Origin of the sequence: Gracilibacillus salinarum, from assembly GCF_022919575.1 — a bacterium.
Lineage (GTDB): Bacteria > Bacillota > Bacilli > Bacillales > Amphibacillaceae > Gracilibacillus > Gracilibacillus salinarum.
Genome location: NZ_CP095071.1, coordinates 2,436,141 through 2,450,285, shown reverse-complemented (window position 1 = coordinate 2,450,285; position 14,145 = coordinate 2,436,141). Strand labels below are relative to the sequence as shown.

Annotated in this window: 11 protein-coding genes; 5 read left to right on the top strand and 6 right to left on the bottom strand. The window is 38.9% G+C overall.

The annotated features are described in order from the left end of the window. Positions 1–20 precede the first annotated feature (20 nt). The gene (locus MUN87_RS11275) at positions 21–2,054 is read left to right on the top strand and encodes a catalase (protein ID WP_244740170.1); all 2,034 of its coding nucleotides are present in this window, start codon (positions 21–23) and stop codon (positions 2,052–2,054) included. Between the two features lie 861 nt (positions 2,055–2,915). Here the strand turns inward: MUN87_RS11275 and MUN87_RS11270 are convergent. After that, positions 2,916–3,089, bottom strand: a complete 174-nt coding sequence (locus MUN87_RS11270; RefSeq protein ID WP_244740169.1) for a hypothetical protein — start codon at positions 3,087–3,089, stop codon at positions 2,916–2,918. Positions 3,090–3,633: 544 nt separating this feature from the next. Continuing rightward, on the bottom strand, positions 3,634–4,275 hold the full coding sequence (locus tag MUN87_RS11265) for a GntR family transcriptional regulator (protein WP_244740167.1): 642 nt from the start codon (positions 4,273–4,275) through the stop codon (positions 3,634–3,636). A gap of 239 nt (positions 4,276–4,514) precedes the next feature. On the opposite strand from MUN87_RS11265, the gene MUN87_RS11260 reads away from it, so the two are divergent. From MUN87_RS11260 to MUN87_RS11250, 3 genes are all read left to right on the top strand, one after another. Further along, positions 4,515–5,324, top strand: a complete 810-nt coding sequence (locus MUN87_RS11260) for a tyrosine-protein phosphatase (protein WP_244747957.1) — start codon at positions 4,515–4,517, stop codon at positions 5,322–5,324. Positions 5,325–6,399: 1,075 nt separating this feature from the next. Beyond that, positions 6,400–7,797 carry an alkaline phosphatase gene (locus MUN87_RS11255; protein ID WP_439649624.1) on the top strand — a complete coding sequence of 466 codons (1,398 nt, stop codon included), beginning with the start codon at positions 6,400–6,402 and terminating at the stop codon, positions 7,795–7,797. Between the two features lie 69 nt (positions 7,798–7,866). After that, on the top strand, positions 7,867–8,496 hold the full coding sequence (locus tag MUN87_RS11250; protein WP_244740166.1) for a DUF4352 domain-containing protein: 630 nt from the start codon (positions 7,867–7,869) through the stop codon (positions 8,494–8,496). A 1,218-nt stretch (positions 8,497–9,714) separates the two neighbouring features. Here the strand turns inward: MUN87_RS11250 and MUN87_RS11245 are convergent. Continuing rightward, positions 9,715–10,581 carry an SDR family oxidoreductase gene (locus tag MUN87_RS11245; protein WP_244740164.1) on the bottom strand — a complete coding sequence of 289 codons (867 nt, stop codon included), beginning with the start codon at positions 10,579–10,581 and terminating at the stop codon, positions 9,715–9,717. A 13-nt stretch (positions 10,582–10,594) separates the two neighbouring features. Further along, a complete protein-coding gene (locus MUN87_RS11240) occupies positions 10,595–10,777 on the bottom strand; it encodes an H-type small acid-soluble spore protein (protein ID WP_244740162.1) in 183 nt (60 codons plus the stop codon). A gap of 549 nt (positions 10,778–11,326) precedes the next feature. Between MUN87_RS11240 and MUN87_RS11235 the strand changes: the two genes are divergently transcribed. Continuing rightward, positions 11,327–12,436: a GGDEF domain-containing protein gene (locus MUN87_RS11235; protein ID WP_244740161.1), complete on the top strand. Its 1,110-nt coding sequence runs from the start codon at positions 11,327–11,329 to the stop codon at positions 12,434–12,436. On the opposite strand, the gene MUN87_RS11230 is transcribed toward MUN87_RS11235, so the two are convergent. Together MUN87_RS11230 and MUN87_RS11225 are read right to left on the bottom strand one after the other, a co-directional pair. After that, on the bottom strand, positions 12,420–13,064 hold the full coding sequence (locus MUN87_RS11230; RefSeq protein ID WP_244740159.1) for an SIMPL domain-containing protein: 645 nt from the start codon (positions 13,062–13,064) through the stop codon (positions 12,420–12,422). The two genes, MUN87_RS11235 and MUN87_RS11230, sit on opposite strands and share 17 nt — an antisense overlap. Positions 13,065–13,132: 68 nt before the next feature. Then, complete coding sequence (locus MUN87_RS11225; protein WP_244740157.1) at positions 13,133–13,858, bottom strand: DUF421 domain-containing protein; 726 nt, start codon at positions 13,856–13,858, stop codon at positions 13,133–13,135. Positions 13,859–14,145: the final 287 nt, after the last annotated feature.

Genomic DNA, 14,145 nt, shown 5'->3' with positions numbered 1-14,145 from the left:
TCCATAAGGAGGAATAGACGTTGACACATAATAACAGCAAAAAAGAGCAATTAGAACAATATACGACCGATGACCGCAAGAAGAAGATGACCACCAATCAAGGTGTGAAAGTACATGAAGATGAATTTTCGCTGAAAGCAGGTAAACGTGGACCTACCTTAATGGAAGATTTTCATTTTAGAGAGAAGATGACACACTTTGACCATGAACGAATTCCTGAGCGAATTGTACATGCTCGTGGCTTTGCCGCTCATGGCGAGTTTCAAGTATATGAATCAATGAAAGATTTTACGAAAGCTGACTTTTTACAAGACCCAAATAAGACAACTCCTGTCTTCGTTCGTTTTTCTACAGTAGCAGGCAGCAAAGGATCTGGAGAATTAGCGCGTGATGCTCGCGGCTTTGCGACTAAATTCTATACTGATGAAGGAAATTATGATCTGGTTGGTAATAATATTCCGGTATTCTTTATTCAAGATGCGATGAAGTTCCCTGACTTGATCCATGCAGTAAAGCCGGAGCCGCACAATGGTATTCCGCAAGCTGCTTCTGCCCATGATACGTTCTGGGATTTTGTCGCTAATAATCAGGAGTCTGCACATATGGTTATGTGGACGATGTCAGATCGGGCTATTCCACGAAGTTTCCGAATGATGGAGGGATTTGGTGTCCATACTTTCCGCTTTGTGAATGCTGAGGGTAAATCTCATTTTGTGAAGTTTCACTGGAAGCCAGTTCTCGGTACTCATTCAGTGGTATGGGATGAGGCACAAAAAATTAACGGGAAAGACCCGGATTTTCACCGCAGAGACTTATGGGAATCTATCGAAAACGGAGATTATCCTGAATATGAACTTGGTGTGCAGATGATAGAGGAAGAAGATGAATTTAAATTTGATTTTGATGTACTAGACCCGACAAAGCTATGGCCAGAGGAAGAAGTACCGGTGCAGTTGATTGGTAAAATGACCTTGAATCAAAATGTGGAGAATGTATTCGCTGAGACAGAACAAGTGGCCTTCCACCCGGGACATGTTGTACCCGGTATCGATTTCACGAATGATCCATTATTACAAGGACGACTGTTTTCTTATACGGATACGCAATTGATTCGTCTAGGCGGACCAAATTTCCATGAACTGCCGATTAATCGACCGGTTTGTCCGTTCCATAACAATCAGCGTGATGGTTATGGCAGACATACGATCAATCGCGGACCTGTCAGCTACCATAATAACTCAATGGCAGACAACACGCCAGAGACTTCAACGGAAGAAGAGGGTGGCTATAAGCATTATCAGGAGAAAGTAGATGGTCATAAGATTCGTGCCCGTAGTGAAAGCTTTGAGGATCATTTCACACAGGCTACGCTTTTCTGGAACAGTATGAGTGCTGCTGAGAAACAGCATTTAATCAATGCCTTCAGTTTCGAATTGGGCAAAGTAGAAAGCAAATTTATCCAGCAGCAAGTCGTTGATATGTATGCTAATGTCAGTACAGACTTAGCGCAACAAGTGGCCAAAGCGATTGGTGCCCAAATTCCTGAGGAAAAAGAAATAAATGTTACGAAATCTTCCCCTGCTCTAAGTCAACAAAATACAGTACATTCGGTTTCTACCCGAAAAGTCGGTGTTATTGTTGGAGAGGGCTTTAAAGGAAAAGAAGTACAAGAAGTAATAAATGACCTTAAGATGAATAACATTCAGGTGGAATTTATTAGTAACCAATTAGGCACAATGCAAGGAACTGACAATATTGCGTACGAAATGGATCACACATTCCTCACGGCAGATTCCGTCTTGTTTGATGCAGTACTAGTTGCTGGTGGAGACAAGGAAAATAAAGCATTTTATAAGCAGGCAGCATTGTTTGTACATGAAGCGTATTCCCACCTCAAGCCAGTTGGTGCCTTGAACATTGGTGAAGAATTACTGAAAGTAGATGATATGAAAGATAGTGACGGAGTTGTATTAGAATCTTACTGTACAGATTTCACTAAACAGTTTATGGAGGCTATTGCTGCCCATAGACATTGGAATCGTGAGGTCGTGTAAAAAACAAAAATAGAATAAGATAAACAAAAAGCGTTTGGATTGTAAATTCAAACGTTTTTTGTCTTACGCTAGGCAAGTGTATCTAATCAGTCAAGCATGAAGTTGAGTTCCTATAATATGGATTATGTTAACTAGCTGCTTAGCGGTACGGTAATTTTGAAATGTTTCATGTGCTGGGATGACGCTCCGGCCAACCACTTCGCGTCCTGCGGGGCACGGCTGAAGCTAACTTTGTGAAGAAAGATCGCTTCACAAAGTGGATCTTCAGCGCCTGCCTGTCCCGCGGGAGTCTACGTGGTTGGCCTACGCTGATGTATAGCTCCACAATTTATGCGACAGCTAGGATATGAAGTATTAGCTGCAAGATTTACACCTTAATTGATGAAATACATTGCCTAGCACGACTGCTTTTTGCTGTTACATAAGTTGTAGCACTTCCCTCAAGCGTAGGAAATAGGCGGAGACTCCCGTGGAATCAGCGCGAGCTGAAGATCCATTTAGGAAAGAAAAGAATTTTCTTTCCTAAATTAGCTGAAGCCGTGCCCACAGGACGCGGAGCCTATTTCCGGAGCTTTGCTAAGCAGATAATCTATATCAAAATGACCATTTTGGAATACAATTCCACTTAACATAATCCATTTTATAGGTAGTTGTATATTATATTGGTAGTTAAGACCGGGCGGGTTTAACCTGGTTTTTCTTATTAAGATGGAAGCAGCCTTGAACTTATGGTTAGCTTAAGGAAGGAATACGGTATTACCCATAACAAAGTAAAGACCAAATCATAGGTGATTTGGTCCGTTAAACAGTATGTTATTTAGGGCAGTGTGTGACAGAATTTTCTCTTTTTATAAAAAACATTTACGACTTCAGTTTATTTAACAAACTTACTTTTCCACTACCTTGACAGTTTGAACAAGCAAACTCACCTTCACCGCTACATGTTTCACATTTGTGAACACCGTAGTCAAACCCTTCTCCTGAACAATCCGGACAACGCTTCAATCCTTGACCATTACAGTTCTTACATTTCACAACAAAAACCTCCTTTGTCCTTTAACGGAGCTTCTGCGAGCAAGTTGCGAGTGATGTAGCCTGTTTATCGCATCACGCCCTTATTGCATTAATATTTATGGAATTTATTAATGCCTAAATAAATGGAGAATGATGTAAGCGATTTTTGGTTTGGTATTTAGTAAATGATGTTTGTGCTACATCATTCTATGAATAGCTTTATTGATACATACCACCATTTCAGTAAATTTAATCATTGATAATGAACGTTTAATAAACTGTTATGAAACTGTAATGAAACCTTAAAAGTGGAATGTAATAATACGGGTTAGGTAAGATGGAGCTGTGTGTCAATGTAGTTATTTTAATAGTCAATACATGCGTAGCAAAAATCCGAAAATATGCTCCTCGTCTTGTGGGGAACGGATTTAGCCGTGCCCCGCAGGACGAGGAATAGTTGACCGAAGCAATGTCCTGGCGCATGGATCCTTTTAATATTTCTACTAAACTGTTAGATGCATGCATTTTTTAAATACTCATGATATGGAGGATATAGTCAGTTATACTAAATACGTCGTTCGTTAAATGATCGTAATCGAACGCTGGCGTGGTGATTAATCAGAATCGACTTGATTTTATCGAATTGTTGATGAATTACCGCTTCATATAATTGTTCATTAACCTTGACGGCAGAGTAGTGACTTTGCTGCGGGTTAAGGTTATAGTTTATGACGCCGACAAGATAAGATGTTTCATGATTCTTAGCAATGAGTTGCACCATCGCACTATTATTAGCAGCTTCAATAAGGGTTTGAATAAAAAGCTGCGAATGTATGACATACAACGTATAATCATTATCAGCTTTTGCTTGCTTTTGGATCTGAAGGTGATGCTGCAGGGCTTCTGTATCGACATATAAATCATCCGGATTCCTTGTTTCGAATGTGTATACAACCATTGCATATATTAATTCCAACATTTCCAGCATGTCTTTTCTTGCTAGTTCTTTTACTAGTATTCCTTTGTTTTTAAATGAAGTGAATATTCCCTGTTCCTCCAATTTAGAAATCGCTGAACGGATTGGTGTCCGGCTCATTCCTAATTCTTTTGCTAATTGATTTTCGGAAAGCATATCGCCGGGTAAATATGCTCCTTCTACGATTTTCTGTTTTATTTTTTCGTAAGCAAGTTCAGATAATGAAGTCATAATTCGTAAACTCCTCTTATATGTTATATTAGGTTTAATAGTATAATGCTTTTTACTCTTGTTCAATAGTATTATGTAAAAAATGAATTTTACATTATCTTAACGTCCTGTTTATAGTAACTTCACAATAAGAGCTTATAATTTTACTTGTATACAACTTGAACACAATGAGTGACATAATGGAAAATTGTGAAAATAAAATGAACCATAATCGAGTTAGGAGTGAGAATTTGACAGAAGTGAAACTACCACTAGTTGAAAAGAAAAAATTAACAATTGAAGGAGCTATTAATTTTCGCGATATGGGAGGTTATCAAACAGAAGACGGCCGTACCGTTGTTGAGAGCATCTTCTTCCGCTCAGGTGATCTTTCCAAATTAACGGGTGCGGGGTTGCAGCAATTAAAACAATTAAATATCTGGAAAATATGTGATTTTCGCAGTAACAATGAAATTAGTGAAAACCCTGACCCTATCATTGAACATGCAGAACATATCCATATGCCGGTAATACCAGAGAATGAAAAGATTCTTGATCCTAAGCAACAAATGGAACACTATATGAAACTTGTGCAACAAAATCAAGGGGAACAAATGATGGTAGATCTAAATCGCACGATGGTGGAACAAAAAGATGTGTGGCGTGATCTATTACATCTATTATTAGATGATAATTCAGGTCCAATCATTATTCATTGTACGGCTGGTAAAGATCGCACTGGGGTAGGAAGTGCATTAATTTTAAAAACATTAGGCGTGTCAGAAGCAGTTATTTTAGAAGACTATGAAAAGACAAACGAAGCAATAGAACAATTAAAAAGTATAACAAAAGGTAGTATACCCGCAGAACTGGAAGATGCCATGAAAGAAAAACTTAAGGAAACTGGAACGGCGATGGTGGCAGCAAAAAGAATATATATTGAAGCATATTTTGACGAGATTAATCGACTTTATGGTTCCTTCGATCAATACTTAGAAGAAGGACTAGGTATTTCTAAGGAAATGCGCCAGAAGCTGCAAGATAAATATCTGGTACAACAAAATAACTAACGCTCCCCCGGGATCATAGGTATTAACTGCCTATGATCCTTTTTATATCAGACAAGAAAGCATAAAAGTGCAGTCACAGCAGTAATCATATTGAACATGAAGTTGAGTTCCTATAATATGGATTATGTTAACTAGCCATTCCTAGCCAAGTATCCATATTGAGATATTTAATGTGCTGGGATGCCGCTTCGGCCAACCACTCCGCGTCCTGCGGGGCACGGCTGAAGCTAACTTTGTGAAGAAGAGCGCTTCACAAAGTGGATCTTCAGCGCCTGCCTGTCCCGCGGGAGTCTCCGTGGTTGGCCTACGCTAGAATGGGGATTCTACAATTTTTGGTAGAGCTAGCATATTGATCGTATGCATAAATAATAGTTATTGAAAAATGCCTAGAACCACTGCTTTTTGCTGTTCCATGCGTTGTAGCACTTCCCTTAAGCGTAGGAAATATGCGGAGACTCCCGTGGAATCAGCGCGAGCTTCAGCTAACTTGGTAAAGAAAAGAATTTTCTTTACCAAGTTAGCTGAAGCCGTGCCCACAGGACGCGGAGCCTATTTCCGGAGCTTTGCTAAGCAGATAAACGATATCAAAATGACCATTTGGCAATACAGTCTTTGTTGACATAATCCATATTATAGGAAATTGTTTATTAATTAAGTCAAGTAGGACCGGGTGGTTTATGACCGGTTTTTCTTATGCATATACTTCCATCTGCAAAGATGCAGAAGTGATTATGCTCAAGATGTTTAAGTGTAAAAAATATGCATAGTCTTCGCACGTGGCAGCGCGAGCTATTTTAAGTAGTAGTTAAAGTAGCCGTAATTAAAGGCGCTCTTCAAAATAGAAGAAATAATGATGATTTTGAAGAAATAGTAGCAGTTAAGTGAGATTCCTCAATAACACATCGATATAAATGTCGCTTTATGGACAGTTATATTGTAAATAAATAGTAAAAGAGTCAAATGACCCATCAACTTTTTAGCTAGAAAATTTTACAAGTTCGTAACTTCAAATTTAAATCTAGTTAAACAACATTTAATAGAATAGAACTATATCACATTTACGAGGAGGAATAGCATGAATGTAAAGAAACTACTCTCTGCCACCGCTATAGCAGGTATTGTTATCGGTAGTCTATCAACCTCGACTGCAATGGTAGAAGCGAAAGGTTGGAACAATTGGAATGACTGGGATGATTGGAATGATAACAAAAAGGACAAAGTAGAGAATGTGATTTTTCTGGTCGGTGATGGGATGGGGGTATCCTACACTTCAGCTTATCGCTATTTAAAAGATTCCGAGGACACAGCAGTAACTGACGCGACTGCTTATGATCCATACCTGGTTGGTCAACAAATGACATACCCGGAAGATACTGAAGAGAATATTACCGATTCGGCAGCTGCTGCGACAGCAATGGCAGCGGGCGTGAAGACCTATAATAATGCAATTGCTGTCGATAATGATGGTACAGAGGTGAAGACGGTCCTCGAAACCGCTAAGGAACAAGGGAAATCTACTGGACTAGTGGCTACATCAGAAATCACACATGCTACACCAGCAGCTTTCGGGTCTCATGATGAAAGTCGACATAATATGAATGATATTGCAGATGATTACTATGATGAACTAATTAATGGCGAGCATAAAATTGATGTATTATTAGGTGGAGGAAAAGATTTATTTGAACGATCAGATCGAAACCTGACAGACGAATTTTCGCAGGACGGTTATAGCTATGTAACAGATAAAGAAGCATTGTTATCAGATGATAATGAACAGGTGCTTGGCTTATTTGCTGATAGAGGTATGCCGAAGATGCTCGATCGAACGGAAGAAATACCGTCGCTAAAAGATATGACGCTTTCGGCTATTGATCGGTTAAATGAAAATAAAGATGGATTTTTCTTAATGGTGGAAGGCAGTCAGATTGATTGGGCTGGCCATGATAATGATATTGTCGGTGCAATGAGTGAGATGGAGGACTTCGAAGCTGTCTTTGCTGCTGCGATTGAATTTGCCAAAAAGGATAAAAATACCCTTGTCGTTGCGACGGCTGATCACTCAACTGGCGGGTTTTCCATTGGTGCGAATGGTGACTACAATTGGTTCAGCGAGCCGATTTCAGCTGCAAAACGTACTCCGGATTTTATGGCTGAGCAAATTGTCAATGGAGCAAGTGTGGAAGAAACGTTATCTCAGTATATTGATTTAGATCTTTCCAATGAAGAAGTAGAGTCTGTCAAAGCTGCTGCAGAATCTAATGAATTAACAGATATTGATAACGCAATTGAAGCAATATTTAATACACGCACCAACACAGGCTGGACTACGGGTGGTCATACTGGTGAGGATGTACCAGTCTATGCCTATGGACCAGGTTCTGATCAATTTATCGGCCAGATTGATAATACCGATAATGCGACTATTATTTTTGATCTGCTGGATGAACGAAAAGGGCATAAAGATCACTAATCGTTATGAAGCCTTACATACCAGTTTGAATTGGTATGTAGGGCTTTAACGCCTTTTGTGAAGGAGACTATGATGAAATATTTTTATGGAATTGTCATTTTAATAATGTTATTGACAGGTTGTCAAAACGAGAATCAATCAGCTGAAGCAAATACAAACGAAGTACCCGAATATATGGCAGATTATGTGGCCAATCCACAGGTTCCTGATGATCGATTATTGCAGGAATCGGGTCAATCGATTACAGATGAAAAGGGAAAGGTTACATTAAAGAGGATGAAACAAATCAATCAAACGTACAAGATAGGGGATATGGAATTGACTATTCATGATGTGAAGCTGATCCATCTTGAACCAGATGAAAGTTTGATCGATTATTTTCACGTATTAACACATGAAAAAACATTTGATTATGTGAAGATGTTTGTAGAGATAAACAATACAGCAAAGGAAAAAAGGAAATTCGCGCCAGTGGCTCTTTTAGAAACGGATCAAGGTGAGAAAGTAAGCTGGGAGAAAGACATTTATCTCGAGGGCTTAAATGATTCACTGGAGGGTTCTCAAAGCCGTTCGGGAAACATTGGATTTATCCTGGAAGATTCAGAGCAGATCGATCAATTTCATTTCAGTACCAGTGCCGTATTTGATCAGCAGGACCAAAAAGTAGCAGAAGCGAAAACGATTGAAATAGAATGGTAGATGATAGTCTTGCTAAAAGATGTAATGAAGGTGAATGTTATATAGTTTAACAATTAAATGGAAATTTATCTGGTAATAATAGATAATCATTATTGTAATACTAGATAAAGGTGGTGCAATAATGGTAGGCGGATTGCTAGAAGGATTAGTAACATTCTTACAAGAATTATTAGGAATTTTATAAGCCATCATGACTGAAGCCAACCATGAATAGGAAAGCCTGCCATCTGGTAGGCTTTCTTTATAAGCAAAGAAAGTATATACGTACAGTCGTAGAAGTAATCATGCTGAATAGGAAGATAGGTTCCTATAATATGGATTATGTCAACTAATGCTATATGGCAAAACGGTCATATTGAAATATTTTATCTGCGTTGCAAAGCTCCGGAAATAGGCTCCGCGTCCTGTGGGCACGGCTTCAGCTAGGCTACTACTTGAACTACTTCTATGCTGCCTTGTGCCGGGGAAGCTCCCTTCGAAGCGGTACTTGCAGACGCAGGCACAAATGAAGTGGATCTTCAGCTCGCGCTGATTCCACGGGAGTCTCCGCCTATTTCCTACGCTTAATGGAAGTGCTACAACATATGGAACAGCTAAAAGCAGTGGTTCTAGGTATTATGTTATTCATTCAATTGCTGTTATATATACAGTGATCAATATGCTATCTCTTACAAAAGTTGTAGAGCCCATATCCTAGCGTAGGCCAACCACGGAGACTCCCGCGGGACAGGCAGGCGCTGAAGATCCACAACGTCTGCACCTGTGTCTACTAGTAACGCTTCGAAGTAGGCTTCCTCGGTGCAAGGCAGCAGAGAAGCAATTCTAGTAGTAGCCTAGCTTCAGCCGTGCCCCGCAGGACGCGGAGTGGTTGGACGGAGCGGTATCCCAGCACATAAATCATTTCAAAATTACCACTAAGCATAAAGTGGCTGACATAATCCATATTATAGGAAGTTGTTTATTAATGAAGTCAACTAGGACCGGGTGGTTTATGGCCGGTTTTTCTTATATAGCTGTAAAGTATAAATTTTTAGTAATGAACAAGCACGACGTTGTGAAAGGTTTGTATGTACCAAGTATAAGAAAAAACTCGACACTCGCGAATCGCGGCTGTATATTATTTTACTAGTAAAAAAACCGGGCGAATCATGCCCGGTTTCTCTTATATAATAGGGGGATAATACTCTTTTGTCTCAAAAAACGGATTGCAGTTGCTTGTTAGGAAGAAGTCCATGTTCCTCCATTAATATGAATGGCTTGTCCCGTCATATAGGAAGCTTGATCAGAGGCAAGCATAACATATGGCCAAGCGTGCTCAGAAGGCTGTCCAGGTCGCTGGATCAGTCCATCCTGTCCAAAATTCTCTACGCCATCTTCATCGAAAGACGCAGGGATTAACGGTGTCCACACAGGGCCAGGCGCTACGGAATTTGCGCGGATGTCTCTTTTGGCAAGGCTTTGAGCAATACTTCTGGTAAAGGCTGTAATCGCCCCTTTCGTAGCGGAGTAATCCATTAAAATACCATTTCCTCGATAAGCATTAATAGAAGACGTATTAATTATACTATCACCTGCTTGCATGTGAGGAACGGCAGCCTTTGTTAAATAGAATTGGGAAAAGAAATTGGTTTGGAATACTTCTTCAAACTGTTCATTAGAAATATCCTCAATATCTTCCCGAATGTATTGCACTGCTGCATTGTTTACTAAAATGTTGATGCTGCCGAATGCGTGAATGGTTTGTTTTATTAACCTTTCACATTGGTCTGGATCCTTAATATCTCCTGGCAAGAGAATACATTCAACACCTTCTGCTTCGACCAATTCTTTCGTTTCTTCTGCATCCTGATGCTCATCCAAATAAGAGATAGCAACATTTGCACCTTCTTTGGCATAGACAATAGCAACAGCTCTGCCGATCCCGCTATCACCACCAGTGATCAGTGCCGATTTACCTGTAAGTTTGTTAGAACCCTGATATTCGGTAGGCTGATGTGGTAATGGGACCATTTCGGATTCAATTCCTGGTTGTTTCATTTGCTTCTGTCTAGGTGTTGATCCTTTTTGCATTTCTGTTGGTTCCATGTTCTGCCTCCTGTTATTCTTCTTCAGTTAATTGTGTCACATCTACTTCGAATGTATCGTTAGATTCCTTCGTATAACGGATTAACGCCTTTTGTGTTTCGTCGTTTACATCCTCAATATACACGTATTTTCCGTTATATACGACATCCTGCATAACCGGATCATCTTTAATATCTTTTGCACGCATTAAATTCATTTTAGTGTGCCTCCTTTAATTTGTAACTTGCTATATAAAACGATAACCTTTGTAAGTCATCGTTAAACATTTATTTTTTAAATACGGTAGAACTGAATATAGCAGGAGCAATGAAGAAGCATAGCGTAGTGAAATTTTAAAGTGTATCAAGTATAAGATAAATGATAGCACTCGTTAAAGATCTAGAAACAGTGTAGCTACTTTAATTAAGTCAATTATGACCGAGCGGATTGTGTCCGGTTTTTCTTAATCTGAAAATCAAGCTGAACTTGCTATATATGTTATCAAACTACTTGCCAGAGTGAATTAATTTCAGTAAAGTAATGACAATCGATATGCGTTCCAGTCAATTGCGTCTGTTATCCTTTACATTTTTTGTTAAGGATGTTGGTATATAGCGTGATAAAAATTAATAAAAAAATTGAATAACATGGGTGTTTAGACCTAAAAAAGGTGTATAATAAAAATAGAGATGAATATAGTTATAAAGACATATATTATTCACAGCCGAGACACGAGTTAAAAATTTAGTACAAGGATGGAATGAAAATGGTGAAATCTAAACCAATTCTCTCAAATGATAATGTATGGGTAGAGAAGATTTTGCGTGTTTATTGGTTGTTAGTGTTGATGGTTATTGTGGGACAGACTTTAGGTTTACTGATTACCGTTTTTTATGAGCCCTCCTATGTGGAAACCTTCATCCTGCATAAACTAGTTATTCCCTCATACATTCAAACAGCGATCTTGTTGTTTGCTCACTATTTAATCAAAGTGAAAAAAGTGTACAGCTCCTATTTTATCACCACGATCGGGACACTCATTGCACTTGTTGTTGTGGCGGTCCATCCTAATGTGTCTGGCCTGAAAGTAGTATTTTTGTTAGCGATGGCTGTTATTTTAATTTATTTCGATAAAAAACTTCTTCGATTCAGCTTTGCATTCAATTTTATTACCCTCACTGCTTTATACGCTGTTCCTGACATAAGGCAATATTCAACTGTTTATGAATATTTCAGTTACCATTTTGTCTTATTGGCGGGGTTTCTAATTTATCAGATTATATTGGATAGAGGAAAGGAAGTGCTTGATTTTTTGAATCGTGCTGCTGAAAAAGAAAAAGCGCTGATTGTAAAAAGTACAGTGATGGAACGATTATCAAAAACGGATTTACTTACAGGTCTATATAATCATAAAACATTTCATGAATATTTGGATTTTTTGTATGACCAAAGTATTTCTCAAGCAATGCCATTGCAGTTAGCCTTAATTGATATCGATAATTTTAAAATGATCAATGATGATTATGGTCATGATATTGGAGACGTTGTCTTGAAACGGGTGGCACATGCAATCTCTGACCAGTTAACGGAAGATGATATTGTGGCACGATATGGAGGAGAAGAATTTGCTGTATTGTTGACGAATAAGGAATTGGAGGAAGCCTTTCAAATCGTCGAAAATATCCGATTATATATCGCATCACAATATCATGAAGAATTAAATGAACATATTACCATCAGTATCGGTTTTTGTGAATTAACGGAATCTATGTCAAAAGATGAATTTTTTAAAGAAACAGATGAATTACTTTATCGGGCAAAAGGCGGCGGCAAAAACCAAGTAATCGGAAATCAATTTATTAACATGAAAAGTTGAATTGGATTTTGACATCCGCTTCGATCTCCAGCTGACCTGGCTGTATCGGTGTAGCAGTACTTGATTCAGCGGTAGCATATGTTTTGTAAAGAACGGGAGAAGTGTTGGTTGATTGCTCTAAAACGTGGTAAGGGGCTGCGTTTAAGGTGACTTGAAAGCATTGTGCAATCGTTTGGGCAGTTGTGCAGGCATGTTGAATGGCGCGCCTTATAGCCTCCTGATAATAGTAGGATTGATTGCTCACAGTTAACGTGATATTCCGAACTTGGTTTACTCCATTCTTGGTGGCAATATCGATAACGGTACCAATCTGATTGACACTTGTCGAAACGGAAAACGTGTGGATAACCCGATATCCAGTTAATTGCTGGGTGTTATTTTGATAATCATATTGAGGTAATACTGAGTAATCAGCAGTTTGTATTTGTTCACGTGGAATTCCACTTCCAACAAGTGCTGTAATGACTTGCTGAGAGATACGAGCATTTTCCTGCTGTGCTACCAAGACATCTTTGTTTTCGGTTATGACGCTCAGGTCTATCATCGCCAGATCAGGCGTCGCTTTGACCATACCTTTTCCTGAAACAGTGATGTTGCGCCCTTGTGGGTAATCATGTGAATCGTGCATTACTATCCCCTCCTGCTAGTATTCTTCCATAAAAAATATGCAAGAGGGAGTAGAATCATGCGAGCACCTTAATGTTGTATGGGAGGAGCATCAACATATTGGTCATCATAAAGGGAGATATGCAGCTGGTTATTTGAATTTACCGATGCAAAAAATACTTCTTTTGTTTTCGTAATAGACCATTTTTGCAGTTCAGTCTCTAACCATTGTTCATTTAAATTTCTGTTATTTAACATGCTTGTGATGATCTTTCCTTCGATAATAACAGGGTACGAAATGCTGGTATCTGTATTTTCGATTTGTAAATCCTGTCTGGTCACTGCGGTTTTTTCGGTCTTTTTAAGGACACTGAGGGAACCATTTGCTTCAACCAAAGCTAGTTCAACATCAGAGACATCAAACACCTCTTTATCTCGAAGCATTTGCAGGATATTGTCGATCGAGTATCCGATTTTCTTTAAGTTTTGCGGCAGAAGCGTTCCTTGATAAACCACGACAGTTGGTTCAAAGGTTAACAGTTTACCAATCGTCCGATTTGCTAATTTTAAATGGGACACAATCTTTTGTAAAACTCCGATAGCAATAATGGCGATAGTAGTAGGGAGATGCTGAATGTTTGGATCTGCAATATCGGCACCTACTACAGAGGCGAGCGTGATAATTACTAAGAAATCAAATACAGGTAATTCACCAATCGCTCTCTTTCCCATAAACAAGGTGACTAGTAACAGTAAAGGGAGTATCGTTACAATTCTGCCGATAATCAGTAACAAATCAGAAAGCAGTGTGGGCATATTGAAACCTCCGATCTTCTCCATATCTGTTATTATTCCCTTGCATGGCGATTACATGTATAAGGATCTCTTGTGAGGTAAGAAAGCATAGTTCCTATAATATGGATTATGTTAACAAAGGCTGTATTGCAGAATGATCATTTTGATATAGAATATCTGCTTAGCAAAGCTCCGGAAATAGGGAAGTACTACATCATATGGAACAGCTAAAAGCAGTGGATCTAGGCATTATGTTATTCATTCAATTGCTGTTATATATACAGTGATCAATATGCTATCTCTTACAA

Excerpts from the sequence above, each read along its gene's own strand:
- MUN87_RS11265 (WP_244740167.1), bottom strand. The coding sequence starts at position 4,275 with ATGACTTCATTATCTGAACTTGCTTACGAAAAAATAAAACAGAAAATC.
- MUN87_RS11255 (WP_439649624.1), top strand. The coding sequence starts at position 6,400 with ATGAATGTAAAGAAACTACTCTCTGCCACCGCTATAGCAGGTATTGTT.
- MUN87_RS11250 (WP_244740166.1), top strand. The coding sequence starts at position 7,867 with ATGATGAAATATTTTTATGGAATTGTCATTTTAATAATGTTATTGACA.
- MUN87_RS11245 (WP_244740164.1), bottom strand. The coding sequence starts at position 10,581 with ATGGAACCAACAGAAATGCAAAAAGGATCAACACCTAGACAGAAGCAA.
- MUN87_RS11240 (WP_244740162.1), bottom strand. The coding sequence starts at position 10,777 with ATGAATTTAATGCGTGCAAAAGATATTAAAGATGATCCGGTTATGCAG.
- MUN87_RS11235 (WP_244740161.1), top strand. The coding sequence starts at position 11,327 with ATGGTGAAATCTAAACCAATTCTCTCAAATGATAATGTATGGGTAGAG.
- MUN87_RS11230 (WP_244740159.1), bottom strand. The coding sequence starts at position 13,064 with ATGCACGATTCACATGATTACCCACAAGGGCGCAACATCACTGTTTCA.
- MUN87_RS11225 (WP_244740157.1), bottom strand. The coding sequence starts at position 13,858 with ATGCCCACACTGCTTTCTGATTTGTTACTGATTATCGGCAGAATTGTA.